Raw genomic sequence first — 26848 nt, forward strand, 5'->3', positions numbered from 1 at the left:
GGGGCTGGGCCGGGCCGTGGGGGGCTCCGGGGCCTTCGGGCCCGGAAGCCCGGGGTCCTCGGGCCCGGAACGCGTCAGCGGGCCCGGACGGGCGTCACGCGGGGCGGCACGGAACCGGGGAAGCGGTCACCGGCCCGGCGCCAGGTAGTTCGGCCCGGTGACGTAGAACTTGTTGATGTCCGACGCCCCCGACCGGCGTTTCGACAGCAGGCTGCCGGCCGTGACCATGGCCTTGACCGGCAGCCGGTCGGCGTCCAGGACGCGGTGGCGCAGCACGGCGGCGGCAGCTCCGGGTGCGGCCTCCAGCCGGTCGACGGCCTCCGTGAGCCGCGCTCTGAGCTGCCCGAGCAGGACCGGCAGCGGCGCGCGGCCGAGCCGGGCCAGTTCGAAGGCGAGGGCCCCGGCGCACAGGTGGACGGTGATGGTGGCGAAGACGTCGGCCACCGGGGCGTCACCGCCCACCAGGATGCGCCGGTCGTCGAATCCGCACAGGTCGGCGGCGTCCCCGCCCAGGACGGCGGCCAGCCGTACGGTGTTCACCCGCGGCCCGTCGTTGTCCTTGAGCAGCAGCCGCAGACGCGGGCGTCCGGCCACCTCGTCCAGGACGAGGGAGGTGTTCTGCTGGTGCGACTCCAGCGCGATGCCGTACGCGAAGAGGGTGGTGTGCCAGTCCAGGAGGAGTGTCAGGTAGGCGTCGAGGAGGGCGAGCAGGTCGCCGCCGTAGAAGCGGCGGGCGAGGTCGTCGGCGACCAGTGAGCCGTCCGGCATCCGGGCGGCGAGCGCGGCCAGCGGCACCACCCGGGCGCCGCGCAGCCCGCTGGACCCGCGCAGGCCGCGCAGGCTCCGCGCCCCCTTCAGCCCGTCGGCGCTGCCGCACACCGCCGCCGTGCCGCCACTGCCCTTGGGGAAGCGGCGCACCAGGGTGGCCAGCAGGTCGTGTCCGGCGTCCAGATGGGTGGTCTCGTCGGCGAGCAGCACGGTCTCGGCGAAGCGCGGGTGCCGGTCGACGACGGTCTCCAGCAGCCGCTGGCCCACCGCGCCGTCCACGAGCGTGCCGGGTTTCATGCCGCGCCGGTTGAGGCGGCCCAGGGTGGCGGTGGCGAGCGGGAGTTTGAGGTGGGTGTACGGGTCGTCGGTGACGGCGACGGTCCGCATCGACAGGGTGGGCCGTACCCGCAGCCAGGCGCGGTCGGCGAGCCGCGCGCCGTCTTCGAGGCCGCGGGCGCGCAGCGCTTCGGCCAGCGGGCCTTCGGCGGTGAGCGGGTGGACGGGCAGGGCGAGATGGCTGCCGTCCAGCCGGGGCAGGCCCAGGTCACCGGGGGCGGGCCACCAGGCGGGCAGCGCCGCCGGGTCGCCGTTGACGGCCTCGCGCGGGAGGGCCAGCCAGCGCAGCGCGAAGCCGGGGGCGAACTCCGGCGCGTAGGCGCGGATCTGGGTCTCGTCCAGGCCGAGGCGGGCCCGGCCGGTGGGGTAGACGGGGTGGTCGCGGTACGCGGCGAGCGTGTCGTAGTCGAGTGCGCCGCCGGGGCCGCACCAGGCGCGGTCGCCGTCGTACGCGCCGGCCGCCGCGCCGCGGGCTCCGCCGGCCGTCGCGCCGTTGTTCCCGCCGTACGCGCCGCCGCCCGCGTGCGGGCCGAGGCGGGCGATCACCGCCGCGCGCTCGGCGGCCTGCATCCGGGCGGTGGCCAGCGCCTGGTGGCACTCGCCGGTGAAGGCGTCGAAGCCCGGCCGGTCCTCGGGCGCCACGGCGGTGCGCAGCACGCCCATGATGCCGTCCACCCCGGTCACCCGCGTGCCGTCGGCGCGCGCCAGCTCTCCCCTGCTGGCGGCGGTCTCGCACTGGAAGCCGTCGGCCTCGACCGGGACCAGGACCGGCCCGTCCGGGAGGCCCAGCCGCAGCCAGTCGCCGTCCGGGCGGCGCACCGTCCCCGCGCGGCGGCGCAGCCCGTACGCGTCCTCGCGCAGCAGCGCGCTCAGCACGCGCCGCATCAGGTCCTCTTCCGCTCCGCCCGGCGCGGCCCCACCCTCCGGGGCCACTCCTCCCGTCGCCCCCCGCAGTGTGTCCGGTACGCCGTCTCCCGCCACCGCCGTCACGGCACGATCTCCCAACAGTGTGCGGCCAGGAACTCCCGTACGGCCGCGTCGATACGCCCTTCGTCGCGGCCGGTCGCCCGCAGCACCCCGAGGAAGTCCCGGTTGGTGCGGTACAGCGGGTGCCGCTCGCCCGTCTCACGTAAGGGCCGGTAGTCGAGGCGGACGCCGTCCGCCTCCTGTACGTGCGCCTCCGGCGCGGCCTTCAGCGTTCCGTCCCGGTCGGCGCACACGTACTCCATGCGCACCCTTGTGCCGCGCCGCACGGCCAGGGCGTCCGGCAGCGGCTCCCCCAGGTGCGTACGGAGGATCAGCTCGAAGAGCGGGAGGTCCAGGGCTTCGGCGAGGGCGAGGTCGCACCGGTCGCCGATGGCCCGGTAGTTGACCTCGATGATCCGGGCCCGGCCGCCCTGGTCCACGTACTCGGTGTGGCAGGCGCCGAATCCGACACCCAGCGCGTGCAATTGCTCCAGCACCTGGCGGGTGCAGGGGCCGGGCGGTTCGGGGAGCAGGGTCAGCCGCTCCTCGATGAAGTGCGGCGGCGAGGTGTCCGTGCGGAACGAGGCCATCGGGTGCAGTACGTGACCGTCGCCGAGGGTCTCCAGAGTGTGCAGCGGGCCGTCCAGGTACTCCTCCAGGACCAGCGCGGCGCCGGGCCGCCGTGCCCGGATCTCGCCGCACCGCGCGGCCAGTTCCGCGTCGTCCGCCACCAGGAAGACGTCCTCGCCGGCCACCCCTTCGCGCGGCTTGAGCACACAGGGGTACGGGACGCCGTGCCCGGCCGGGGCGTCGCCCGGCGCCAGTTCGGCGGAGTTGACGGTGTCCAGCCCGGCGGCGGCCAGGCCGCGCCGCAGTTCGGCCTTGTTCTTCGTACGGAGCGCGGCCCGCCAGTCCTTACCGGGCAGTCCGGAGTACTCGGCGGCCAGGGCTGCCTGGGCCTGGAGGTGGTCACTGTTGGTGAAAACCGCGGCAGGAGCCCCAACCCGCCCCGTCTGCGCGGAGGTTCGCGCGATCACGGCGCGGAAGTCCTGCACGTCGCACGGTACGATCTCCAGCCTGCCGGGCAGCGCTCCCGCCGACGGCCCGTCCCCGCACCGTTCGCGCGTGTACCGCTCGTACGCCGCGCGGTGGGCGTCCGGCTGGTCGGTCAGCAGCGTCACGGCGAGGCCGAGGCGGGCCGCGGCCGGCAGGAAACCTTCCGTGACGGAGTCGGTGGGGTTGCGGGCCAGGAGGATCAGGCCCGCACAGGCGTCGTTCGGGGTTGCGGCCTCGTTCACCCGCGCAAGATTAGGTTAGGCATACCTAACCTTGTCAACTCGTGGCGTCCGCCGCCGTGTCGCCCCCTCCGCCTGCCCCTCCCCCGCACCGCCCCGCCCCCGCTGCCACCCTCGCGCCCCCTCACCCCGGCCCCGGACGCCCCTGGCCTTAATCCCTCCTCAGCTCTTTCTTAAGCCGGCCATAAAGATCACCGCGAACCGGCTTCCGGACCGAAATGCGCTGCTCAGCGGGGTTAGCGTGCTGATCGCACCGCCCGGACCGAGCGTTCGTGCGGTGCCGCTCCCCCGATCCGACGAAGGAGACCCCCACGATGACCGCTCGCCGCACGGCAGCCGGGATCGCGCTGACCGGCATCGCCCCGCTGGCGCTCACCGCGCTCACCGCGACCCCGGCCGTCGCCCACGGCTCGATGACCGACCCGGTCAGCCGGATCTCCGCCTGCTTCGCCGAGGGCCCCGAGCACCCGAAGTCCGCGGCCTGCAAGGCGATGGTCGCGGCCGGCGGCACCCAGGCCCTGTACGACTGGAACGGCGTACGGGACGGCAACGCGGGCGGCCGGTCCAAGAAGCGCATCCCGGACGGCAAACTGTGCAGCGCCAACGCCCCCGAGTACAAGGGCCTGGACCTGCCGCGGGCCGACTGGCCGGCCACGAACCTCAAGGCCGGCAACCACACCTTCCGGTACAAGGCGACCGCCCCGCACCGCGGCTCCTTCGAGCTGTACATCACCAAGGACGGCTACGACCCCGCCAAGCCGCTCAAGTGGTCGGACCTGGAGGCGAAACCGTTCGCCAAGGTCACCAACCCCCCGCTGACCAGCGGCGACTACGTCTTCGGCGGCAAGGTGCCCGCCAAGACCGGCCGCCACCTGATCTACAGCATCTGGCAGCGCTCGGACAGCCCCGAGGCGTTCTACACCTGCTCCGACGTCGTCTTCGGCAAGGGCGGTACGAGCGGCGGCGCGGCGGCCTCGGCCCCGGCCGCCGCGGCGCCGGGCGACCAGCAGATCGCCGCCGAGGCGAGCAAGTCGACCATCGACCACACGCACCACGGCAGTCACGGCGCACACGGCGACGCCCAGGCTGCCGGGGACACCGGCAAGGCATCGGACACCTCCACGGGGAACGCGGCGCACCCCGACGGCGGCGCGGCCAAGGAGGTGGACCCGAAGCAGGCCGGTGCCCAGCAGGCGGCCGGCAGCCACCTCGCGGAGACCGGCGGCGACAGCTCGACCGCACCGATGGCCGTCGGCGGCGCGGCCGTCCTGGCGCTGGGCGCCTCGGTCCTGTTCGCGAGCACCCGCCGCAAGGCGGCCCGACAGCGCGGCTGACCCGCACACTTCCTCCCCAGGGCCCTTCCCCCCACACAGGGCCCGACTCTGTGAGGCCATCCCCCACTGGCCCCGCAGGCCCCGCGAGGCCATCCCCCACTGGCCTCGCGGGGCCCCCACACCGGCGCCGCCGCCCCCTTTTCCTTCACCTCAGGGGGCGGCGGCGCCTCGCGCGCCCCGCTGCCGCGCCGCACTCCCCTGTGGTGCGGCGTGACAGCACGGCAGGCGCGCGCGGCCGTGGCGCTTCCCACGTCGTGTCATCTCTCAGCGACGGGCGGCCCTGCGGAGATTCCCGTTCCGCCGGAGGAATCCCGGAAATTCGCCGCTTCAGGCGGTTGTCAGTGGTGTCCCGTACAGTCACGGGAGTTGACCTTGACGACGAGGAGAGCAGCGTGACGACGAAGGAGTGGGCAGGGGCCGACGGGGCCCGGCAGGTCACGGAGGTCGTGTCCGAGCGCGAGTTGCGGGAGTTGGTCGGTGAGCCGAGCGACCACGCGCTGTACAAGGTGCGCGACCGGCTGCACGACCTCGACCGGCAGTGGCTGGCGAGCTCGCCGTTCTGCTACGTCGCCACCTCGGACGCCGAGGGCCGGTGCGACGTCTCCCCCAAGGGCGACCCCGCCGGTTTCACGACGGTGCTGGACGACACCACGATCGCGATACCGGACCGCCCCGGCAACAAGCGCGTGGACGGCTTCCGCAACATCCTCGCCAACCCGCGGGTCGGACTGAACTACGTCCTCCCGGGCCGCGGCGACACCCTGCGCATCAACGGCCGCGCCCGCATCCTGCGCGACGCCCCGTTCTTCGACGCCATGGTCGTCCGGGGCAACCGCCCCCGGCTGGTGCTGCTCGTCGAGATAGACGAGGTCTTCTACCACTGCTCCAAGGCGTTCCTGCGCTCCCGGATGTGGCAGCCGGAGAGCTGGCGGCCCGACGCGCTGCCCTCACGGGCCCGCATGGCCAAGGATGTCGAGGTCCCCGACATCCCGCTGGAGCAACTGGAGGAGCACTACGGCCCGCGGTACGCGGAGCGGCTGTACGGCTGAGCGAGCTTCGCCGCGGGCCGGGCCGCCGCCTCGCCGAAGCGCTCCCGCGCCCGGTCCACGGCGGCCTCGATGCGGCGCGCCTTGTCCTCGGCCGGGTCGAACGTCAGTTGCCGGGCGGCGTGTTCGGCGCGGCACAGGTCCTCCGCCCGCAGCGACACGGACCGTACGCGGGCCCGTTGCAGCCCGAGTGCCGCGTGCAGTGTGTACGCCGCGTCCGTCAGCGCGGGCCCGTGCGCGGTCGGTTCGGGCAGCCGCCGGGTGCGCGTCGTCGTGGAACGGTCGGCGTAGCGGACGGTGAGGGTGAGCGCGCGGGCCGCCCGGCCGCTGCCGCGCAGCCTGGCGCCGAGGTCGTCCGCGAGCGAGAGCAGCGCGCGCCGCCGCCGGTCCGGGTCCAGTTCGTCGTGTGCGAAGCGGTGTTCGGCGCCGATCGAGCGGGCGGCGGCGTTCGGGGTGACCGGGCTCGGGTCGATCCCGCGGGCCTTGTCGTACACCGCCCGGCCCGCCTTCGCGCCGAGGATGCGCTGGAGGGTCGCGGGCGGCGCGGCGGCGATCCGGCCGACGCTGTCCAGCCCGTACGCGCACAGGGCGCGTGCGGTCGCCGGCCCGACGCCGTGCAGGGCGGCGGCCGGTTTGCGGTCGAGGAAGTCCGCGACGGCGTCCCCGGGGACCCGGCGCACCTCGCCGGGCGCGGCACCCTGCGCCGCCATCCGCGCGAGCAGCGGGTTGCCGGCGACACCGATGGTGCACCGCACCCCGTACCAGGCCAGCGCCCGCAGCCGGATCAGCTCGGCGATGCCGGCGGCGTCCCGTTCGAAGTAGCGCAGCGCTCCCCGTACGTCGGCCAGCGCGGCGTCCGGCGGCAGCGCCTCGATCACCGGCGTGAACTGGCCCAGCAGCCGCAGGAGTTGTTCGTAGGTCTCCTCGCCGGGCGGGGCTTCCCGGTCTCCGTCCGTGCCGCCGTCACCGGCGGCGCGGAACCGTACGTACAGCATCTCGGCAGGAGCCCCGGCCCCGGCGGGCGTCCCGCTCCGGCCGGTCATCCCGCGCTCCCCGGGCTGGCGTGCCACAGCTTGCGTCCGGTGGCGGTGCCTTCGCCCGCCGGGCGGAGGTCGGCCCAGGGGTGCAGCTCGTAGCCGGTCTCCAGCCGGATGGTACGGCCGGCCGGTGCGGCCGCCGGGTCCGCTCCGGACGCGGCGGCCGGAGCCCGGTCCGCCGCCCAGGTCGCCTCGACCGCCGCCGAGCCCGCGCGGCCCGGTTCGCTGTGCACCCGGCGCGGCACCCCGCCGTCGACCGGCCCGCCACCCGCCGGCCCGGCCGGTTCCGCCGCCGTCCGGCTCTCTTCGGCGAGGCGCGCGGTGACCGCTTCCAGCCCGCCCTCGCGGCGCAGTTCGGCCAGCTCGGCGAGGTTCCAGGCGGCGGCGCCGACCACGCTGAAGCTGCGCGGCCCGCGCCGCTGGACCGTGCCCCGTACGAGCAGCAGCCAGGAGTGGAAGACGGTGTGCGCGCACGCCTCGTGCGAATCGTCGAAGAAGGCGCAGTCGACCAGGCCCGTGCTGTCGTCGAGGGTGGTGAAGATGACCCGGCGGCCGGAGCGGATCGGCGGGGTCTGGGTGGCCGCCTTGGCCCCGGCGACCAGCACCGTCTCCCCGTCCGCGGCGTCCCGCAGCCGCTTGGCGGGCAGCGCGCCCAGCTCCGCGAGGAACTCCCGGTGGTCGCTCATCAGGTGCCGGGTGGTGTCCATGCCGAGGACGCCCAGTTCGGCACTGAGCCTTTCGACGTCGGTCAGGTCGGGCAGCCCGGCCGGTTCGACCGCCTCGACGGGCGCGGCGGCACCGTCCCCCGCGTCCAGGGGCAGTTGCCCCTCGGCCACGCCCCGCCGGCGGCCGTGCAGTTCGGCCAGGTGCAGCAGCAGGTCGCGCCGGTTGGCGCCGAAGGCGTCCAGCGCGCCCACGCGCGCGAGGCGTTCGGCCACCGGGCGGCTGGGGCGGGCCCGCTGCCACAGGTCGGGGAGCGAGGAGTAGGGCTGCCCGTCCTCGATGCGCCGGGCCTCGGCCTCGCTCATGCCGTGCACGTCGGCGAGGGCGAGCCGCAGGCCCCAGACCGCGGGGGCGGCTCCGTCTCCGGACCTGGCGGCCGGACCACCCCCGTCCCCCACATCCGCACCCGCACCCGCACCCGCACCCGCACCCGCACTACCGGACACCAGTTCGATTCGATGAGCGACCGCCGACCGGTTCACGTCCAGCGGCAGCACCGGCACCCCACGCCGCCGCGCGTCCGCCAGCAGCAGCCGCTTCGGGTACATCCCCGGGTCGTGGGTGAGCAGCCCGGCGTAGAAGGCCGCCGGGTGGTGCGCCTTGAGCCAGGCGGACTGATACGTCGGCACCGCGAAGGCGACCGCGTGCGCCTTGCAGAAGCCGTACGAGCCGAACGCCTCGACGATCTCCCAGGTGCGTTCGATCACCTCGGGGGTGTACCCCCGCCGCCCGGTCCGCTCCACGAACCAGGCGCGCACCTGCCCCTGCACCTCCGGCTTGGACAGCGCGCGCCGCTTCTCGTCCGCCTCGCCCCGGTCGCAGCCGGTCATGATCCGCAGGATTTCGATGATCTGCTCGTGGAAGACGACCACACCGTAGGTCTCGCTCAGCGGCCCCTCCAGGTCCGGGTGCGGGTAGCGGGCGGGCCTGCGGCCGTGCCGGGCCTCGATGAAGGGCCGCACCATGTCGGCCGAGACCGGCCCGGGGCGGAACAGCGAGATGTCGACCACCAGGTCGTGAAAGGTGGCGGGCTGGAGCCGGCCGACCAGGTCGCGCTGGCCGGGCGACTCGATCTGGAAGCAGCCGAGCGTCTCGGTGGAGCGGATCAGGCCGTACGTGGCGGGGTCGCCGGGCGGCACCTGCGCCGGGTCGTCGAGGTCGACGCTGCGGCCGGTGGCCCGCCCGATCTCGGCGGTCGCGTGCGCCATCGCGGACTGCATCCGTACACCCAGCACGTCCAGTTTGAGCAGCCCCATCTCCTCCACGTCCTCCTTGTCGAACTGCGACATCGGCAGCGGGGAGCCGCCCACGCCGTCACGGTGGGGGATCTCGCTGCGGGTCGGTACGACGGGGGTGCGGTCCAGCAGCGAGGCGTCCGAGAGCAGCACTCCGCACGGGTGCATGGCGATACCGCGCGGCAGCGCGTCCAGCGCCTCGACCAGGTCCCACATCGGCCCGTACCGGTCCGCGTCCACGCCGCGCAGCTCCGGCAGCTCGGCGAGGGCCGCGCGGGCGTCGCGCGCCCGGATGTGCGGGAAGGCCTTGGCCAGCCGGTCCACCTCGGCCGGGTCCATGCCCAGGGCGGCGCCCACGTCCCGTACGGCGTGCCGGACCCGGTAGGTCTCGGGCATGGCGACGGTGGCGACCCGCTCGGTGCCGAACCGGTCGAAGATCGCGCGGTAGACCTCCAGGCGGCGCGCGGACTCCACGTCGATGTCGATGTCGGGCAGCACCGCGCGGCGCTTGGACAGGAAGCGCTCCATCAGCAGCCGCTGTTCGACCGGGTCGGCGTGTGCGATGCCCAGCAGGTGGTTGACCAGCGAGCCCGCGCCGGAGCCACGCGCGGTGACCCGGATGCCGAGGCCCCTGGTGTCCTCGACGACCTGGGCGACGGTGAGGAAGTACGAGGCGAAGCCGTGGTGTTCGATGATGTCCAGTTCGTGCTCCATCCGCTCCCAGTACGCACGGCGCCGGTCGTAGCCGCGCAGCACCATCCCGGCGGCGCAGCGGGAGCGCAGCACCCGTCCGGCGGTGCGGCGCGCGGCGCCGACCAGGCGGGGTTCGGGGAAGTGCACGGTGCCCAGCCCGATGTCGTCCTCCGGATCGACCCGGCACCGCGCGGCCGTCTCCTCGGTCATCTCCAGCAGCCGCTGCGCGGTGCCGCGCCCGAGGCCGGCCGCCTCGGCGACCCGCTCGGCGGCGCGGGCCATCGCGTTCGCGTCCTTGAGCCACCGTTCGCCGCTGTCCCGGGCCTCCGGGCGGTGCCGGTCCACCGGCACCAGGCGGCGGGCGGAGTCCAGGACGTCGGCGACCGGGCCCTGGCCGGGGTCGGCGTAGCGGACGGCGTTGGTCAGTACGGCCCGGACACCGTGTTCGACGGCGAAGCCGAGGGTACGGGCGGCGAGGCGCAGCGAGCCGGGTCCGGTGCCGGTACGGCCGTGGTCGACGACCTCCAGGCGCAGCGCGTCGCCGAACAGTTCGCGCCAGGGGGCGAGGAGCCGGGCGGCGCGGTCGGGGCGCCCGGCGGCCAGCGCACGGCCGGGTTCGGAGTCGGGCCCGAGCAGGACGGTGACCGCGTCCGGCGCCCCGGCGCGCACCGCTTCGGTGAGGGCGGCCCAGGTCAGGACGGGCCGGGTCGAATCGCCCGGCAGGGAGGCCGCGTGCGCGGCCGAGACCAGGCGGCACAGCACGGCCCATCCGGCGGCGCCGTCCCGGGCCAGGAAGACGGCGCGGGCCGCCGACTCGTCGACGAACGCGCCGCCGCGCACCGGACCGCGCCGCCGGGCCGCCCCCGGGGCGGCGCCCGGTACCGTACGGCCGTCCTCGGGCGGGGCCACCGCCAGCTCGGTGCCGAACAGTGGACGGACGCCGGCCGAGGCCGCCGCCTTGGCGAAGCGGACGGCTCCGGCCAGGCCGTCCCGGTCGGTCAGCGCGAGGGCGTCCATGCCGCGCTCGGCGGCGCGCTCGGCGAGCCGTTCCGGGTGGGCGGCGCCGTACCGCAGGGAGAACCCCGAGGCGGTGTGCAGATGCGTGAACCGTGGCATCCGCGCCTCCTGCCGCTCGTACACCCCCTGACCGTTGCTGCGTCCCCCGTCGCGGTTCCACCATAACTCTTTTCTCGAACAACCGTACGAAATTCGAACAGGGCCCACCTCCGTCCGCTCCGAACGCGCCGCCGCCCCGATCAGCTCGCCCGGCCTGCAAAGATCCGTAATACGCCGGAAGATATGGGGCAAAAGGTCTGGGAACGAGAGACCTACCTGAGAACGAAAGACCCACTCGGCACGGCAGGGCGAGGGAGCGGCGCATGGCCACGGCGGACGACGGCACCCGCGGCATCCGGGACCAGGACACCCGGGACAGGAGCTTCCTCGAGGAGGTGAAGGACGCGATCTCGGGGCGGGCCGCCCTGCTGATGATCGGCGTACTGGCCCTGACGGCCCTGTTCATCGCCTCGTACGCGGGCGCCTTCCACTCTCCGAAGCCGAAGGACGTACCGCTCGCGGTCGTCGCGCCCCAGCAGATGAGCGGACGGCTCGTCGAACGGCTCGACAAGCTGCCGGGCTCCCCGCTCGACCCTCGTACGGCCTCCTCCGAGGCGGACGCGGCGCGGCAGATCAAGGAGCGGGACATCGACGGCGCACTGATCGTCGACCCGCGCGGCACCACCGACAAGCTGCTGGTGGCCAGCGGTTCCGGGGCCTCGCTCTCCCAGGCCGTCGAACAGGTCGTCACCCAGGCCGAGAAGGCGCAGAAACGCACCGTACAGGTCCAGGACATCGCCCCCGCCGACAAGGACGACACCCGCGGCCTGTCCTCGTTCTACCTGGTGGTCGGCTGGTGCGTGGGCGGCTACCTGTGCGCCGCGATCCTCGCGATCAGCTTCGGCGCCCGCCCCGTCAACCTCAAGCGGGCGGTCATCCGGCTGGGCGCGCTCGCCGTCTACTCGATCCTCACCGGCCTGGCCGGCGCCGTCGTCATCGGCCCCGTCCTGGGAGCCATGCCCGGCAGCCTGTACGGACTGTGGGGCCTCGGCGCGCTGATCGTGTTCGCGGTGGGCGCCACCACCTTCGCCTTCCAGGCGATCGCCGGGATCATCGGCATCGGCCTGACCATCCTCGTGGTGGTGATCGCCGGCAATCCCAGCGCGGGCGGCGCCTACCCGTACCCCCTGCTGCCGGACTTCTGGCGCGTGATCGGCCCCGCGCTGCCGCCCGGGGCGGGTACCTGGGTGGCCCGCTCCATCGCGTACTTCCACGGCAACGCGGTGACCGGCCCCCTCCTGGTGCTCTCCGCATGGGCCGTCGCCGGTACCGCCCTGACCCTGATCTTCTCCGCCCTCACCAAGGGCCGGACGGTGATCAACCGCAGCGAGGTGCGGCAGTGACGGCGGAACGCTTCCGGACGGGGCGGACGGAGTGCGTGATCATGCGTCGTCGGATCTGATTGCCGCGCTCAGCGCCTGCACGGCGTCACGGTATCGGTTCCGGTCGAACCGAAATGGGCCGAACGCCGTGTAGTCGCGTTCCGGGCGGTGGGATTGCTCGAAGGAGTCCCAGATCACGAGATCACCCGTCACGGTGATGCGGGCCGTGAGCGGCCAGCAGCCCGGCTCGCCGCATTCACAGCCGAGCAGGAGTGTCATCCCCCATGTATCGGCGGATCGCCCATGGAAGTGGTCTTCCATCGGACCGTACGGGAAAAGCTGCGGGAAAATACCACCGTAGGCATCGCCTGCGGGCTGCATCCCGGCTCCGGTCTCGAACCTGTCGATCAGGTCGGTGAGCGGCATTCCGTCGATGCAGGGGATGACCTCGAGCCCGTCGCCGTAATCGTCGCGGCGCTGACAGTCGAACCGGATCTCATTGCTGGTCATCCCCTGATTGTCCCAGCGCCCCCACTACGTGAAGGACGGCCACCGATCGGCGGCCCGCTCGGCCCCAGCGAGTACGGAAAAGCCCCCGCGTCTCACATGTGCGTACCACCGTCGATACGTATCTCCGTACCGGTGATGAACGCGCCGTCCTCGGAAGCCAGCATCGCGATGACGCCCGCGACCGTCTCCGGGGGTGCGAAGCCCTCACCGATGGCCGGCAGCAGCTTTCCGAACAGGCTCATGTCGGCGTCTGCCGGCAGGCCCGGGTCGTCGGTCATGCCGGAGCGCACCGACCCCGGCGCCACACACACCGCGCGCAGCCCCTGCTTGGCGTACTCGCTCGCGATGGCGTGTGTCATGGACTGGATGCCACCCTTGCTGGCCGCGTACGCCGCCATGTAGGGGTGCGCGAACGCGGCGGAGGTGGAGCTGAAGTTGACCACCACCGGCGCCCGGCCGCGCAGCAGCGCGGGCAGTGCCTCGCGGATCATCAGGAAGGTGCCGGTCAGGTTGACCGCGATGATCCGGTTGAAGGCGTCCAGGCTGGTCTCGTGGGTGTGTGAGGCGCGCAGGATCCCCGCGGCGTTGACCAGGGCGTCCAGTCCGCCGAGTTCCTCCACCGCGGCGGCGACGCCCGCGCGCGCCGCGGTCTCGTCCGCGATGTCCAGGACCGCGGTGCTCAGCCGGTCGCCGTGACCGTCCGCCGCGGCCCGTTCGGCGGTGGCCTTCAGCCCGGCTTCGCTGATGTCGGCGGCCACCACCCGGCCGCCTTCGGCCAGGATCCGGTGGACGGTGGCCTGCCCGATGCCCGATCCGGCTCCGGTGATCAGCACGCGGCGTCCGTCGAAGCGCTCCATGTGGCTCTCTCCTGCCTTCGGTGTCCGCGTCCGCCGCGGACGACACCGGCACCGTACGCCCAGGTGGCACAATGTGCCACATCGGCATGGAGTGCCACTTCGACGTACGGGCGACGTAAGCTCGCCCCATGCCCACCGCACCCCTGCCGCCCGCCGCCGCCTCCCTGACCGAGCGGCGCAAGGCGGAGACCCAGTTGGAGATCGCGCGTACCGCGGCGGCCCTGTTCGCCGAGCGGGGCAGCGCCGTCACCGCCGACGACATCGCCCGGTCCGCCGGTGTCGCCCTGCGCACCTTCTACCGGTACTTCCGCACCAAGGAGGACGCGGTCGCGCCGCTGCTGGCCGTCGGCGTACGGCAGTGGCTCGCGGACCTGCGCCGACTGGCGGCGGAGGCGGAGACGCAGGAGGACGGCCGGTCCGTACGGGACGTGCTGGAGCGGGCGGCCCGGCAGGCGCTGACGCCGTCCGACGAGCGGGCCGCCGAGGCACTGCGGTGGACCCGCGGACTGCTGCGGGTGATGCGGGACGATCCGGCGCTGCGTTCGGTCTGGCACCGGGTGCACCACGACTGCGAGGAGGCGCTGATCCCCGTCCTCGCCGGGCTGACGGACGGCGGTCCGGCGGAGGTGCGGCTCGCGGCGGCGGCCGCGAACACCGCGATGCGGGTCGCGGTGGAGACATGGGCGGCGGACGAGGCGCCGGAAGGGCGGGCGGACGACCCTGCCGAACTGGTGGTGCGGGGCATGCGCGCGCTGACGGCCGGCCTGTCCGGGCTGGACCGGCGCCGGACATGACACTGCCGCCGGGCCCGTGAAGGACCCGGCGGCAGTCTTACGGGACGAGCCTTGCCGACGCGCCTACAGCGCGCGCTCCAGCCGCTCCGCCACCAGCTTGGTGAAGCGTGCCGGGTCGCTCAGTTCGCCGCCCTCGGCGAGCAGCGCCATGCCGTGCAGCAGTTCGGCCGTACCGGCGAGGTCCGCGTCGTCGGGACGCTCGGCCTGGGCCTTGCGCAGCCCCTCGACCAGCGGGTGGCCCGGGTTGAGCTCCAGGATGCGCTTGGCCTCGGGCAGTTCCTGGCCCATGGCGCGGTACATGTTCCGCAGCGCCGGGGTCACGTCGTCGGTGTCCGAGACGACGCAGGCGGGCGAGACGGTCAGCCGGGAGGACAGCCGCACCTCCTTGACCTCGTCGCCGAGGCGCTCCGTCATCCAGGACAGCAGCCCGGCGAAGTCCTCCTGCCGCTTGGCCCGCTCGGCCTTGTCCTCCTCGGACTCCTCCTTCGCGAGGTCCGCCTCGCCCTTGGCGATCGACCGCAGCTCCTTGCCGTCGAACTCGGGGACGGTCTCGACCCACACCTCGTCGACCGGGTCGGTCAGCAGCAGCACCTCGTAGCCCTTGTCCCGGAAGGCCTCCATGTGCGGCGAGTTCTCGATGGCGGTGCGGGACTCGCCGGTCATGAAGTAGATGTGCTCCTGGCCCTCCTTCATGCGCTCGACGTACTGCTGGAGGGTGGCCGGCTTCTCCTGGTCGTGGGTGGTGGGGAACGAGGCGATGCGCAGGATGGCGTCGCGGTTCTCGTGGTCGCTGAGCAGGCCCTCCTTGACGACCCGGCCGAACTCGCCCCAGAACGTGGCGTAGTTCTCCGGACGCTGCGTCATCATCTCCTTGACGGTGGACAGCACCTTCTTCACCAGCCTGCGGTGCATGAGCTGGATCTGGCGGTCCTGCTGGAGGATCTCGCGGGAGACGTTGAGCGAGAGGTCCTGGGCGTCGACGACACCCTTGACGAAGCGCAGGTACTCGGGCAGCAGCGCTTCGCAGTGGTCCATGATGAAGACGCGCTTGACGTAGAGCTGCACCCCGCGCCGGTGCTCGCGCGCGAACAGGTCCTGGGGCGCGCGGGACGGCAGGAACAGCAGCGCCTGGTACTCGAACGTGCCTTCCGCCTGCATCCGGAGGGTTTCGAGCGGGTCGGACCAGTCGTGGCTGATGTGCTTGTACAGCTCGTGGTACTCCTCGTCGCTCACATCGTCCCGGGAGCGCGCCCACAGCGCCTTCATCGAGTTGAGCGTCTCGGGCTCGGACGCCTTGCCGTCCTCGGCGTCCTCCCCCTGTTCCTCGGCCGCCGGGGCCTCGGGGGCCATCCGGACCGGCCAGGTGATGAAGTCGGAGTACCGCTTGACGATCTCCCTGATCTTCCAGCGGGAGGTGTAGTCGAAGAGCTGGTCCTCCTGGTCCACCGGCTTGAGCCGCAGGGTCACCGCGGTGCCCTGCGGCGCGTCCTCGACCGGCTCGACGGTGTACGTGCCCTCGCCGGTCGACGACCAGCGGGTGCCCTCGCTCTGGCCGGCGCGGCGGGTGACCAGCGTGACCTCGTCGGCCACCATGAACGCGGCGTAGAAGCCGACGCCGAACTGGCCGATCAGCCCCTCGGCGGTGGCCGCGTCCTTGGCCTGCTTCAGTTCCTGGAGGAACTTCGCGGTGCCGGAGTTGGCGATCGTCCCGATGAGCTGGACCACCTCGTCGTGCGACATGCCGATGCCGTTGTCGCGGACGGTCAGCGTCCGGGCCTCACCATCGGTCTCGATGGCGATGTGGAGGTCGGAGACATCGGCGTCGAGCGACTCGTCGCGCAGCGCTTCGAGGCGCAGCTTGTCCAACGCGTCGGAGGCGTTGGAGATCAGCTCGCGCAGAAAAACGTCCTTGTTCGAGTAGATCGAGTGGATCATCATCTGCAGGAGCTGGCGTGCTTCTACCTGGAACTCGAACGTCTCGGTCGGCATATGTGTCAATTCCTTCTTTGTGTCACCAGGTGGCGGACCGTCCTGAGAACTGTAGATGAGCCGGTCAGGAGCTACGCGCGCTTCCCCTGCACAGCCCGTACGGGCAGCGGCGCGGACCGCCGTGCGAGCCGCGGTACGGGCGACGGTCCGCACGGTGGGCGCGGACCGACCCTCGCGCGCCGACCGACGCCTCCTCACGCCCCGCCACGCCCCCGACACACTCCGTCGGCACCACACTTCGGCCATTAGCGGCGAACCCCCACGAGCCCCCTGCACCCCCATGAACAACGGGAGTTGGCCGCTTTTCGCCGCGCACCCGACCCGGCCGGAACCCCACGCCCCCGACGTTCTGGCTGACCGCGCGGCATAGCACACATCACGTACCGAAACGCCCGTCACATCACTTCACGCCACCACACAGCGTTTTCAACCAACGACTGGAAGTCACCGATCGATGTGCTTTCCTGTCGCGCCTCGGCCAGACTCCTCACCGTCCGGCATACGAGACGACAACCGAAGGAGAGTTCGAAAATGCGGTACATCACTGGGGGGATCGCGCTCGGCGCGGCGCTCGTGCTCGGCGGCCTGGCCACCACGGCCCAGGCGCAGCCCGCGACGCCGAAGAGCCTGTACGCACCCTCGGAGTTGGTCCTCACCGTGGGGTACGGGGACAACGCCGCTACGGCCTCCATCCAGCGCGCCGTGTCGCTGAGCTGTAGCTCGTCCGGAACCGGTACGCACCCGATGGCGCGTGCCGCCTGCGCTCAGCTGCGCACCGCGAACGGCGACTTCGACGCGATCACCAAGTCCGCGGCGGACCGTATGTGCACCAAGGAGTGGAACCCCGTCACGGTCACCGCGAACGGTGTCTGGCAGGGACGCCGCGTCACCTACGAGCACACCTTCGCCAACCCCTGCACGATGGAGGGCGGCAAGGGGCTGGTCTTCGAGTTCTGACGGCCCCGACCGGGCGGTGACCCGCTGAAACGGTGCGGCCACCCTCTCGCCGCGCAGGCCGGCCGGCCCCCGGGCATCTTCACGGATGCCCGGGGGCCGGCCGCTGCCGTTGCTCCGCGCGCGGCCCGCGCACCGTGCCGCCGCCCCGCCCCCTCCACGGGACGGCAGCACGGAAGCCCTCGCACCACCCGCCGGAACGGCACGGCGCGCGGCTCACCGGCTGCTCGCCGGATTCTTTTCGGCCACGGGGCTGATGCCTCATTAGAGCCAGCCGCAACGGGCTTGGCAAATCCGTTCCGACCGTCGAACGGGAAAAGCCGGAAGTGCATTTCGGCAAAGGACTCCCGACTTCCTGAAGTCGTCGCGCACCGCACCGACGAAACACCCCCATACCGGACATTTGGCGGTCGCTTTCCGAGAATGCGGCCGCCTTGAGAGGTGCCTCACACCCCTTCGAATGGGCGGGTCACATGACATTCGCGTCAACATTTCAACGGGTCGCACATCGTCACGAAAACGATTCCCTGGGCGCTGGGGCTCACTGCCGCCGGAAGCCCCGGCACCGGGTGCCGTACGCCGCCCGACCTACACCCATCGGACCGGCAGTATTTACGCAGCCTTCTTTCCTATTCTTTTGCCGACCGCCGGCGGCGCGTCCACACCGTCCGTACGCACCGTCGGAAAACGGCAAACGTCCCCCGGCGGCAATTGCCGCCGGGGGACGTTCCGCTACCGAATGGCCGCGCTCAGGACACCGATCGCACGATCGGCCGGTGGCACGGCCGGCCGTCAGCCGATCTCCGCGCCGACCGCCTTCAGGGCCGCCGGGACCGGCTGGAAGTAGGTCTCGCCGCCCGAAGAGCAGTTGCCGCTGCCGCCCGAGGTCAGGCCCAGCGCGGAATCGCCGGCGTACAGCGCGCCGCCGCTGTCGCCGGGCTCGGCGCAGACATCGGTCTGGATCAGCCCTTCGACCGTTCCCTCCTGGTAGTTGACGCTCGCGTTGAGCGCCTTGACCGTGCCGTCGTGCACCTGGGTGGTGCTGCCGCTGCGCGTGACCTTCTGGCCGACGGTCGCCTCGGCGGCCTTGGTGATCTTCTGCGGGCTGCCGCCGTAGGTGTTCACCTCGCTCGGGTGCGCGATGTCCGCGGTGTACTTGGCGATGGCGTAGTCACTGCCCGGGAACTTGGAGTCCTCGGTGCTCGCGATCTCCTGGCCGCCCTGCTTGTCCGACCACGACTTGACGGCGTTGCCGCAGTGCCCGGCGGTCAGGAAGTAGGGCTGGCCGCCCTTGGTGACGTTGAAGCCGAGCGAGCAGCGGGAGCTGCTGCCCCAGATCGCGTCACCGCCGGCGATGAACGGGGTGAACGCGCTCTTGCTGTGCCGGAGCGTGGCCTTGCTGCCCAGGCTCTTGACGACCTTGTTCAGTTTGTCGAGCTTCGCGCCCGAGACCGTGCGGTCGGCGGTGACGACGACCTTGTTGGTCCGCGGGTCCATCGCCCAGGCCGTACCGGGGATGGTGGCCTGCCGCTTGAGCGTCTGCCGGGCCGCGTCGAGCTGGGCGAGGCTGTGCCGGACCATTCTGGCCTCGGCGCCCTGGGCCCGTACGGCGTCGGCCGCCGCCCGGTCCACGACGTTGACGACCAGCTTCTTCGCCGCCGCGTCGTAGTACGAACCGGCCGCGTGGCCGCTGAGCTGGGACGCGAGCGCGGTGGCCGCGGCGGGGGTGAGCTGCTTCGCGGTCGGCCCGTCCGCCGCGTTGGCGTTGGCCAGGGTGAGCGTCGCGGTGGCCGCGAGGGCCAGCGCGCCCGCGCCGGCCAGGACTGCGCGCCGCTGAGTATTCCGTCGGTGCTTCAACTCAAAGCCTCCCGTGGGGGGACGGGCAGCGGTATGTGGGGGGCCGCGTGCCCGGAGGGTGTTGAGGAACAGACACGGAACGGGAGTTGCCCGCGCAGCCTGCCGCAGGAAGTCGCGTCCATGCCAATGCGCGGTTTCGAGTATTCCGATTAACGGGGCTCGCGCACAAGAACGAGATCCGGTCTGGAGAACGGAACGCGCCCGACCGGTCGTTCGTCCCGCGTTCCGATATCCGCGCACGTCGTTTCCCTGGGCGGACACCAAACGAACACTTTGGAGTGGTACGGAACGGGCCTCGGGCGCGGTCTACACCTGTCTGAAAACCGACGCTCCAGGCCGGACTTCACCCACCGGCACCGGAACGCCGCACCGGAGATTCAGCCCAGCGGGGGACTTCCTTCGCACACCAGGACAGCTCTTCCACCTCCGGGAACCGCCGCTCCCGTGTCAGGGGAGCTGCTCCGCCTCCGGCAACTCCTCCAGCCCGGCCGCCGCTTCGGCACCCGGCGCGGTTCCGGACAGCGGGGCGGACTGCGGCGCGGATTGCGGCGCGGATTGCGGGGCCGTCGGGGACGCGGACGGCGGCCCGGCCGCCGCCCCACTCCGCTCGTACGCCTCCGTCCGGGCCTGCGCCTGGAGGCCGGAGCGCTCCAGGAAGCGCAGCAGCTCCACCGGGAACGGCAGCACCAGCGTGGAGTTCTTCTCGGCGGCGACCGCCACCACCGTTTGCAGGAGCCGCAGTTGCAGCGCGGCGGGCTGGTCGGACATCGCCTGGGCCGCCTCGGCCAGCTTCTTGGACGCCTGGAGTTCGGCGTCGGCGTTGATGACCCGGGCCCGCCGGTCGCGGGTGGCCTCCGCCTGGCGGGCCATCGACCGCTTCATGGTCTCCGGCAGCGACACGTCCTTGATCTCCACCCGGTCGATCTGCACGCCCCAGCCCAGCGCCGGGCTGTCGATCATCACTTCCAGCCCCTGGTTGAGCTTCTCCCGGTTGGAGAGCAGGTCGTCGAGGTCGCTCTTGCCGATGATGGAACGCAGTGAGGTCTGGGCGACCTGGGAGACCGCGAAGCGGTAGTCCTCGACCTTGACCACCGCGTCGGCGGCGTCCACGACCTTGAAGTAGACCACCGCGTCCACCCGTACCGTCACGTTGTCGTGGGTGATGCCCTCCTGGGCGGGCACCGGCATCGTGACGATCTGCATGTTGACCTTACGCATCCGGTCGACACCTGGGACGATCATGGTGAAGCCCGGCTCGCGTGCGGCCGGCATCAGTTTGCCCAGCCGCAGGACGACGCCCCGCTCGTACTGCTTGACCACCCGCGCCGCCGCCGACACGTACAGCGCGCCCGCCGAAGCCAGCGCGATCCCGGCCGCCACCAGTTCCTCGACCATCACGGCCCCCTGCCGTATGCGCCCATGTCCGAGTTCGGGCGTCCTCACCACGGTATGACCGGCCCCGGGAACGGTCGAGGGTGCGCGTCGGCCTTGCCCGCGCGCCGCCGACGGGCCCCCGACCGCGGGTGCGGACGGGGGCCCGGGAGCTGCCGGCTGCGTGGGGGTGCGTGTGCGGAGGCCGTCCGGGCGCGGTGCGCCGGGACCGGACGGCTCCGGGCGTCAGTAGATGCTGACCCCGTACGCGCTGATCGCTTCGGTGACCGGCTGGAAGTACGTGGTGCCGCCGGAGGAGCAGTTGCCGCTGCCGCCGGAGGTCAGGCCGAGCGCCGTGCTCCCGGCGTACAGGGGGCCGCCGCTGTCGCCGGGCTCGGCGCACACGGTGGTCTTGATCATGCCGTAGACGACGTCGCCGTTGCCGTAGTTGACGGTGGCGTTCAGGCCGGTGACCTTGCCGCTGTGGGTGCCGGTGGTGGAGCCGCGGCGGGTGACGTTCTGGCCGACGGTCGCGTTGCCGGCCTTGGTGATGTCCTGGCCGCCGACCGTGCCCTCGTGCGGAACACCGGTGTTGCTGTACCGGACCAGGCCGTAGTCGTTGACGGGGAAGCTGGAACCGGCGGTCGGGCCGATGCTCGTGCTGTGCGAGGAGTTGGTGTACCAGGGCGGGTTGCCGTCGGTGCAGTGGCCCGCCGTCAGCAGGTAGTACGTGCTGCCCTTCTTGACGTTGAAGCCGAGGGAGCAGCGCCAGCTGGTCGCGTAGATGGCGTCGCCGCCGGAGATCAGCTTGCGCAGCACGCCGGGTATGCGCTCCACCTTCAGCGCACCGGCGTTGGCACCCGCGGCCTGCTTGATCTTGTCGAGCTGGGCCGGGGTCACCCGGCTGTCGGCCTGGACGACCACCTTGCCGGTCTTCGGGTCGACGACCCAGGCGGTGCCCGCGACGTCCGCGGAGCGTACGGCGTCGCTCACGGCGGCGAGCTGGGACGCGCTGAACGTGGTGGGCGGGGCGGGTTCGCCCGCGTGGGCGGTCGGCAGGGCCATGGCGCCGATCGCGGCCAGCCCGGACGCGACGGCGATCAGCCGTCCGCGTCTCGCGATGCCGCTCCGGGGGGTAGTGCGCTCGAACCTCACTGCTACCTCCGAGGGGATCGGAAGAACCTGCCGGCGGGCAGGTCCGTGTGACGCTGCCCGGCGGGCCCGCGGAACTCCGCACGTCCTTCCGGTGCGGGCCCCGGACAGCGCTGCTCGGGAGTTTCGAGGGCCCGGCCCGCCCGCGCAAGGGTGCCTTTCGGACGCCCGCCCGAAGCCCGTACGCACACACGTCCGGCAGCAACTCTCGCTGCCGGGACGGTGGTTGACCCCCTCGGTCCGGGTTTCGACGGTTCAGCGCACGATGCGGTTCCGCTCCCCCGCGCGCAGCGCGAAGGGCAGGGTGTTGCCGGGCGGCGGGAAGGGGCAGATGAAGTGGTCGGCGAAGGCGCAGGGCGGCAGCAGGGTGCGGTTGAGGTCCACCGGCACGGTGCCGTCGGCCGCGGGGGCCGGCGTGCGCAGGAAGCGGAAGCGGTAGCTGTCCGTGCCGCTGGTGGCGTCGGCGAGGACGGCCCACAGGCTGCCGTCGGCCTCGACCGCGACCTGGAGGGTGTGCTCGTCGCCGTCGAGGGTGAAGGCGAGTTCACCGGCGAGGCCCAGGCCCCGTTCCCGCCCGTCGGCGTTGGCCACCTGGACCGTGCGCCCCGCGCCGTACGGCCGGAACAGCCCGGGGCGCACCCAGCGCTCGTCGTAGGGGAAGACGTCGATGCCGCCGAAGGCGCGCCGGGCCGCGGAGCCGGGGTCGAAGATCCGTACGGCCCATTCCCCGTCGCGGCGCAGCACCGGCAGCCGACGGCCGTCGTGCGCGACCCGGGCGGTCGCGGGGGTGCCGTCCGCGCCGAGCCGTACGGTGCCGGCCGGCGGCGCCCCGTCGACGGTCAGCCCGTCGGCGGCGGCCGCGCGCAGGAGCACCGCGTCGCCGCCCGCGCTCCAGTGGCCCGGTACGCCGTCGAGGCGGCCGTCGGGGAAGTCGGCGAGCCAGTGCGTGGCGGTCAGGGCGAGCGGGCCGTACGGGAGGGCGATCTCGGCGGCGCGCTGCTCGTGCCAGGTCTGCCAGTGCTGCTCGGCCTGGGTGCCGGTGCTGCTCGTGGTGCTCATACGGTCAGTCCTTCCCTACGGGACGTACCGGGTCCGGCAGCCCCAAGTGAGAGCGCAGGGTCGTGCCCGCGTATTCCGTCCGCAGCACGCCGCGCTCCTGGAGCAGCGGCACCACCCGGTCGACGAAGTCGTCCAGACCGCCGGGGGTCAGGTGCGGTACGAGGATGAAGCCGTCCGCGGCACGGGCCGCCACGTAGGCGGCCATCTCCTCGGCGACGGCGGCGGGCGTGCCGACGAAGGACTGCCGCCCGGTCGTCTCGATCACGGTCTCCCGGATGGACAGGCCCTTGGCCTCGGACAGCGCCCGCCAGCGGTCGGCGACCGCCTTCGGGTCGGCGATCCGGACGCGGCCCTGGGCGAGCTGGGAGCCGGGGTCCGGGTCGATGTCCGGCAGCGGCCCGTCCGGGTCGTACCCGGACAGGTCGACGCCCCAGACCTGTTCCAGGGCCAGCAGGGCGTTCTGCGGCGAGACCTGCTGCCGGCGGATCGTGGCGGCCCGCTCCTGGGCGTCGGCCGCGGTGTCGCCGAGGACGAAGGTGACGCCGGGCATGATCTTCAGGGAGTCGGCGGTACGGCCGTGGGCGGCCAGCCGGCCTTTGACGTCGGCGTAGAACTCCTGGCCGGCCGCGAGGGTGCTGTGCCGGGTGAAGACCACGTCGGCGGTGGCGGCGGCGAAGGCGCGGCCCTCCGCGGAGTCGCCCGCCTGGATGACGACGGGGTGGCCCTGCGGGCTGCGCGGGAGGGTGAAGGCGCCCCGGACGCGGAAGTGCGGGCCCTGGTGGGTGACCGGCCGCGGCACGCCCCCGGCCGTCCAGGAGTCCCACAGTTCGCGGGCGATGGCGACGAACTCGGCGGCGCGGGTGTAGCGGTCGGCGTGGTCGAGGTAGCCGCCGCGGCGGAAGTTCTCGCCGGTGAACGCGTCGGAGGTGGTGACCACGTTCCAGGCGGCGCGGCCGGCGCTGAGGTGGTCCAGGGTCGCCAGCCGCCGGGCGAGCTCGTAGGGCTCGTTGAAGGTGGTGTTGACGGTGGCGGCCAGGCCCAGCCGGTCGGTGACGGCCGCCAGCGCGTTCAGTACGGTGATCGACTCCGGGCGGCCCAGCACGTCGAGGTCGTGGATGCGTCCCTTGTGCTCGCGCAGCCGCAGCCCCTCGGCGAGGAAGAAGAAGTCGAAGCGCCCGCGCTCGGCGGTACGGGCGAGGTGCTCGAAGGAGGCGAAGTCGATCTGCGAGCCGGCCCCCGGGTCGTCCCAGACGGTGGTGTTGTTGACGCCGGGGAAGTGGGCCGCCAGGTGCAGGCGCCGGAGGCCGGGCGCGACGGTCGCGACGGGCGCCGCGGGGGTGGGCGCCGTACGCGTCGATGTACTGGACCCGGTCACGAGGAGACCTTCCGGGCCGGGGCGTAGCGGTTGGCCGGGCGCGGCAGGCCGAGGTGCTCGCGCAGCGTCGTGCCCGGGTAGAAGCGGCGGAGCAGGCAGCGGTGCTGGAGCACCGGCACGGTGCCGTCGACGAGCAGCGCGAGGTCCCGCGCGGGGTCGGCGGGCCGCAGGTGGAAGCCGTCGCCCGCGCCGTCCGCGTGCCAGTCGCCGAGCAGGTCGGCGAGTCCGACGGCATCGCCGGAGCAGTACAGCTCGACCGGCAGCGAGGCGAGGACCAGCAGCCGGTCCGGGTCACGTCCCAGAGAGCGGGCGCGCTCGCGCAGGTCGGCGCGGGCGGCGGCCGCCGTGGCGGGGTCCTCCACCCGGACGAACGCGACGTCCGCGTGCGCCGCGGCCACCTGCCGCGCGGGCCGGGCGGTGGCATCGACGGCGACGACCGGGCGGCCCTGCGGCGGCCTGGGGGTGATGGACGGTCCGCGTACGGAGAAGGAGGTGCCGCGGAAGTCGACGTGGTGGAGCTTGTCGCGGTCGACGAACCGGCCCGTCGCGGTGTCGCGGATCTCCGCGTCGTCCTCCCAGCTGTCCCACAGCCGGGCGGCCACGTCGGCGACCTCGCCCGCCTCCCGCCACAGCGCGTCGGCGGGCGCGGCGTCCCGGCGGCCGAAGAGGCGGGCCTCGGCGGGGGTGCCGGACACCTCCACGGTCCAGCCCGCCCGGCCGCGGCTGACCCAGTCCAGGGTGTTCACGGCGGTCGAGACGTGGAACGGCTCGGTGTGGGTGGTGGTGACGGCCGGGACCAGGCCGAGGCGGCCGGTGCGCGGCGCGACCCGGGCGAGGACGGCGAGCGCGTCCGGGCCCGGCCGGGCGAAGGAGTCGCCGAGGGTGACGAAGTCCAGGGTGCCGCGCTCGGCGAGCCGGGCCAGGCGGACGTAGTGCTCCGGGTCGTAGAGCTCGGGGGCGCGGCGGGCCCGGCGGGGCGGCCCGTCGAGTGCGAAGGCGAGGTGCAGGGGGCGCAGGGAGCAGGAGGGCTGGGGCATGGGACGGCCTTTCGTCGCTGGGCACGGGGAGGTGGCGGATGCCGTGGTGCTGCTCAGCCGGGTGGGCACCGGGCCGGCTCCGGTACGGCGTGCGCGCGCAGGAACCGCAGCAGGGCGCGTGCGGTGGCGTCGTTCTGCCGGAAGGCGGGGGCGTTGGTACGGGGCCGGGCGAAGGCGCCGGAGGCGCGGGCGTCGGTGTGCGGGCCGAGCGCGAAGCGGCGCGGGTGCGGCTGCCCGGCACGGTCCAGCACCCGGCCGTCGCCGGGGTCGACGGCGAGCAGGCCGCTGCTGGTCGCGGCGGCCCCGTCGTCGTACAGGCCGCGCAGCAGCGGGTCCTTCGTGTCCGTCACGGTGGGCTGCGGGAGCCGCGCCTCCACCAGCGCCCGGGCCTCGACGCGTACGTCCGGCACGCTCGCGCTCGTGGCCGAGAACACGCCGCGCTCCGGGTCGGGGGTGACGGTGGTGCCGGCGCCGAGGAAGCGCACCGCTCCGGCGCGGGACAGCGCGAGCAGTTGCCGCAGGCGGGGGCCGGGCGGCCCGGAGGCGAGGTGGCTGAAGAAGCCGTGCCACCACGGGCCGTGGTCGCCGAGCCGTACGAGCTGCCCGTACACCGACAGCAGGGCGAGGAAGACGGCCAGGTCGGGGCTGTGGGCGGGGTCGTGCCGCCGGGCGAGGTCGGCCTCGATGTATGCGCGCAGGCCGTCCTGGAAGGCGTCCGCGCCGGGGAAGCGGACACCTTCCAGCGGCCGGTCGAGGGCGTCCAGGTCGAGGCGGTCGGCGGGGTCGGGGACGGCGGCGGCGACCAGCGCCCGCACTTGCGGGCCGAGCGGTCCGGCGGCCGCGTACCGCTCCTCGAAGGCGGCCCGGTCGCCGCGGACCCGTTCCGGGTGCGCGGTGAACAGCCGGTGGTAGTGGGCGTGGCCCAGTTCCTTGGCGATGAGCGGCCAGACGTCGCGCCGGAAGTCGTAGCCGCCGGGCCGGGCGAGCAGGTCGTCCACCTGCGCGGGGCCGAAGAAGCGCGGCAGCGGCGGCCGTTCGCCCTGCCAGGTGTAGCCGATCTTGGAGTGGTACGGGACGCCGCGCCGCGACCCGACGTACAGGACCGGCTCCTTCCCCGACGGCCGGTACACCGGCTCCCCGTCCGGCCCGGCCTCGTACGCGCCGCCGCGCCCCTCGGTGAGCAGCGCCATCAGGTCGACGAAGGCGAGCCCGAAGCCGCGCACGAGCACCGGCTCGCCGGGGACCAGGGCGTCCAGGCCCGCGTCGGCGGTGAAGTCGGACGGCAGGTAGGTCAGGTGGTGGCGCGCGGCGAAGGCGGCCAGGGCCCGCTGTTCCGGCGGCGGCTGGGCGTCGAGGTGGCCGAGGGCGAGGACGACGAGGTCGGCGACGAGCGGGGTGGGCCTGTCCGCCAGCCACACCTGCTGCCGGCCGCCGCGCGGGCCCGTGACCCGCACCGCGCGGCAGCGGTGCCCGTGCACGGCGACGCCCGGCGGCAGCGCGGCCACCGCCTGCTCGTACACCCATTCCAGGTAGGCGCTCTGCACCTGCCGCCCGGCGAACCCCTGCGGCCCCAACCCGCCCACCGCCGCCGCCAGTTCGCCGGGTACGGGGAACTCGCCCGCGCGCACCCCGGCGGCCCACTCGGCGAGCGAGGGCCCGGGGCGTACCGGTCCCCGCAGCTCGACGGACGCGTCGGTGAACATGGTGACGTCCTCGGCCGTCGAGTTCATCCACAGCAGCGGGGACTGGTCGCGGCGCCAGACGCGCCCGCCGCCCGGCGGGTACGGGTCGACCAGGTGCAGGTCCAGGGGCGCGGCGCCGTACAGCTCGGGGGCGTTGGCGGCGATGCGCTCGATCAGGCCGGTGCCGCGCGGGCCCGCGCCGACAAGGACGACGGACGGGCGGGCCGGGGCGGGGGACGGGGGGTGGAGGGGCCGCGCGGACGGCGCGGGGTACGGCGCGTTGTCGGTCGCAGACATGCGTGAAGGCTCCGTGGACGCAGTGATCCCACTGGGAGTTGAG

At 73.4% G+C, this 26848-nt stretch carries 19 protein-coding genes; 5 read left to right on the top strand and 14 right to left on the bottom strand.

The features are described from left to right. Positions 1-126 precede the first annotated feature (126 nt). Complete coding sequence (locus AB0A97_RS26070; RefSeq protein ID WP_361154363.1) at positions 127-1989, bottom strand: IucA/IucC family protein; 1863 nt, start codon at positions 1987-1989, stop codon at positions 127-129. Between the two features lie 101 nt (positions 1990-2090). Continuing rightward, a complete protein-coding gene (locus tag AB0A97_RS26075) occupies positions 2091-3368 on the bottom strand; it encodes a siderophore biosynthesis protein (RefSeq protein WP_361154366.1) in 1278 nt (425 codons plus the stop codon). Between the two features lie 311 nt (positions 3369-3679). Between AB0A97_RS26075 and AB0A97_RS26080 the strand changes: the two genes are divergently transcribed. Both AB0A97_RS26080 and AB0A97_RS26085 read left to right on the top strand, forming a co-directional pair. Next, complete coding sequence (locus AB0A97_RS26080; RefSeq protein ID WP_361154369.1) at positions 3680-4699, top strand: lytic polysaccharide monooxygenase; 1020 nt, start codon at positions 3680-3682, stop codon at positions 4697-4699. Positions 4700-5091: 392 nt separating this feature from the next. Next, positions 5092-5748 carry a pyridoxamine 5'-phosphate oxidase family protein gene (locus AB0A97_RS26085; RefSeq protein ID WP_361154371.1) on the top strand — a complete coding sequence of 219 codons (657 nt, stop codon included), beginning with the start codon at positions 5092-5094 and terminating at the stop codon, positions 5746-5748. Here the strand turns inward: AB0A97_RS26085 and AB0A97_RS26090 are convergent. Next, positions 5712-6788 carry a helix-hairpin-helix domain-containing protein gene (locus AB0A97_RS26090; protein ID WP_361154374.1) on the bottom strand — a complete coding sequence of 359 codons (1077 nt, stop codon included), beginning with the start codon at positions 6786-6788 and terminating at the stop codon, positions 5712-5714. The two genes, AB0A97_RS26085 and AB0A97_RS26090, sit on opposite strands and share 37 nt — an antisense overlap. Further along, positions 6785-10549, bottom strand: coding sequence for a DNA polymerase III subunit alpha (locus tag AB0A97_RS26095; protein WP_361154376.1), 3765 nt, complete (start codon positions 10547-10549; stop codon positions 6785-6787). The genes AB0A97_RS26090 and AB0A97_RS26095 overlap by 4 nt, the downstream gene beginning before the upstream one ends. A 263-nt stretch (positions 10550-10812) precedes the next feature. Between AB0A97_RS26095 and AB0A97_RS26100 the strand changes: the two genes are divergently transcribed. Beyond that, positions 10813-11892 carry an ABC transporter permease gene (locus AB0A97_RS26100; RefSeq protein ID WP_361154379.1) on the top strand — a complete coding sequence of 360 codons (1080 nt, stop codon included), beginning with the start codon at positions 10813-10815 and terminating at the stop codon, positions 11890-11892. Between the two features lie 39 nt (positions 11893-11931). Here the strand turns inward: AB0A97_RS26100 and AB0A97_RS26105 are convergent, their stop codons facing one another. Further along, positions 11932-12381, bottom strand: coding sequence for a hypothetical protein (locus tag AB0A97_RS26105; RefSeq protein WP_361154382.1), 450 nt, complete (start codon positions 12379-12381; stop codon positions 11932-11934). Between the two features lie 92 nt (positions 12382-12473). Continuing rightward, positions 12474-13238, bottom strand: coding sequence for an SDR family oxidoreductase (locus AB0A97_RS26110; protein WP_361154385.1), 765 nt, complete (start codon positions 13236-13238; stop codon positions 12474-12476). A gap of 128 nt (positions 13239-13366) precedes the next feature. Between AB0A97_RS26110 and AB0A97_RS26115 the strand changes: the two genes are divergently transcribed. Beyond that, the gene (locus AB0A97_RS26115; protein WP_361154388.1) at positions 13367-14032 is read left to right on the top strand and encodes a TetR family transcriptional regulator; all 666 of its coding nucleotides are present in this window, start codon (positions 13367-13369) and stop codon (positions 14030-14032) included. Between the two features lie 63 nt (positions 14033-14095). On the opposite strand, the gene htpG is transcribed toward AB0A97_RS26115, so the two are convergent. Next, positions 14096-16021 carry a molecular chaperone HtpG gene (gene htpG / locus AB0A97_RS26120; protein ID WP_361154391.1) on the bottom strand — a complete coding sequence of 642 codons (1926 nt, stop codon included), beginning with the start codon at positions 16019-16021 and terminating at the stop codon, positions 14096-14098. Between the two features lie 531 nt (positions 16022-16552). Between htpG and AB0A97_RS26125 the strand changes: the two genes are divergently transcribed. After that, on the top strand, positions 16553-16978 hold the full coding sequence (locus AB0A97_RS26125; RefSeq protein ID WP_361154395.1) for a subtilase-type protease inhibitor: 426 nt from the start codon (positions 16553-16555) through the stop codon (positions 16976-16978). A 789-nt stretch (positions 16979-17767) separates the two neighbouring features. Here AB0A97_RS26125 and AB0A97_RS26130 read toward each other — a convergent pair. The 7 genes from AB0A97_RS26130 to AB0A97_RS26160 form a co-directional block, all read right to left on the bottom strand. Beyond that, positions 17768-18832, bottom strand: a complete 1065-nt coding sequence (locus AB0A97_RS26130) for a S1 family peptidase (protein ID WP_361154397.1) — start codon at positions 18830-18832, stop codon at positions 17768-17770. A gap of 447 nt (positions 18833-19279) precedes the next feature. Next, a complete protein-coding gene (locus tag AB0A97_RS26135; protein ID WP_361154399.1) occupies positions 19280-20227 on the bottom strand; it encodes a slipin family protein in 948 nt (315 codons plus the stop codon). A 222-nt stretch (positions 20228-20449) separates the two neighbouring features. Next, complete coding sequence (locus AB0A97_RS26140; protein WP_361154402.1) at positions 20450-21358, bottom strand: S1 family peptidase; 909 nt, start codon at positions 21356-21358, stop codon at positions 20450-20452. A 252-nt stretch (positions 21359-21610) separates the two neighbouring features. Continuing rightward, complete coding sequence (locus AB0A97_RS26145) at positions 21611-22414, bottom strand: DUF1684 domain-containing protein (protein ID WP_361154404.1); 804 nt, start codon at positions 22412-22414, stop codon at positions 21611-21613. Between the two features lie 4 nt (positions 22415-22418). Further along, positions 22419-23708 (bottom strand): NtaA/DmoA family FMN-dependent monooxygenase, encoded by a 1290-nt coding sequence (locus tag AB0A97_RS26150; protein WP_361154602.1) that lies wholly within the window; start codon positions 23706-23708, stop codon positions 22419-22421. 77 nt (positions 23709-23785) lie between these two features. Further along, positions 23786-24826 carry an LLM class flavin-dependent oxidoreductase gene (locus AB0A97_RS26155; RefSeq protein ID WP_361154406.1) on the bottom strand — a complete coding sequence of 347 codons (1041 nt, stop codon included), beginning with the start codon at positions 24824-24826 and terminating at the stop codon, positions 23786-23788. Between the two features lie 53 nt (positions 24827-24879). Then, complete coding sequence (locus AB0A97_RS26160; protein WP_361154408.1) at positions 24880-26805, bottom strand: FAD/NAD(P)-binding protein; 1926 nt, start codon at positions 26803-26805, stop codon at positions 24880-24882. Between the last annotated feature and the right edge of the window lie 43 nt (positions 26806-26848).

The sequence above is a fragment of the Streptomyces sp. NPDC045470 genome, from assembly GCF_040646595.1.
In the GTDB taxonomy this organism is placed as follows: Bacteria; Actinomycetota; Actinomycetes; order Streptomycetales; family Streptomycetaceae; genus Streptomyces.

Coding starts and splice junctions, on each gene's coding strand:
- AB0A97_RS26105 (WP_361154382.1), bottom strand. CDS start 12,381: ATGACCAGCAATGAGATCCGGTTCGACTGTCAGCGCCGCGACGATTAC.
- AB0A97_RS26155 (WP_361154406.1), bottom strand. CDS start 24,826: ATGCCCCAGCCCTCCTGCTCCCTGCGCCCCCTGCACCTCGCCTTCGCA.
- AB0A97_RS26145 (WP_361154404.1), bottom strand. CDS start 22,414: ATGAGCACCACGAGCAGCACCGGCACCCAGGCCGAGCAGCACTGGCAG.
- AB0A97_RS26070 (WP_361154363.1), bottom strand. CDS start 1,989: ATGCGGCGCGTGCTGAGCGCGCTGCTGCGCGAGGACGCGTACGGGCTG.
- AB0A97_RS26095 (WP_361154376.1), bottom strand. CDS start 10,549: ATGCCACGGTTCACGCATCTGCACACCGCCTCGGGGTTCTCCCTGCGG.
- AB0A97_RS26125 (WP_361154395.1), top strand. CDS start 16,553: ATGCGGTACATCACTGGGGGGATCGCGCTCGGCGCGGCGCTCGTGCTC.
- AB0A97_RS26135 (WP_361154399.1), bottom strand. CDS start 20,227: ATGGTCGAGGAACTGGTGGCGGCCGGGATCGCGCTGGCTTCGGCGGGC.
- AB0A97_RS26110 (WP_361154385.1), bottom strand. CDS start 13,238: ATGGAGCGCTTCGACGGACGCCGCGTGCTGATCACCGGAGCCGGATCG.
- AB0A97_RS26115 (WP_361154388.1), top strand. CDS start 13,367: ATGCCCACCGCACCCCTGCCGCCCGCCGCCGCCTCCCTGACCGAGCGG.
- AB0A97_RS26080 (WP_361154369.1), top strand. CDS start 3,680: ATGACCGCTCGCCGCACGGCAGCCGGGATCGCGCTGACCGGCATCGCC.
- AB0A97_RS26100 (WP_361154379.1), top strand. CDS start 10,813: ATGGCCACGGCGGACGACGGCACCCGCGGCATCCGGGACCAGGACACC.
- AB0A97_RS26090 (WP_361154374.1), bottom strand. CDS start 6,788: ATGACCGGCCGGAGCGGGACGCCCGCCGGGGCCGGGGCTCCTGCCGAG.
- htpG (WP_361154391.1), bottom strand. CDS start 16,021: ATGCCGACCGAGACGTTCGAGTTCCAGGTAGAAGCACGCCAGCTCCTG.
- AB0A97_RS26160 (WP_361154408.1), bottom strand. CDS start 26,805: ATGTCTGCGACCGACAACGCGCCGTACCCCGCGCCGTCCGCGCGGCCC.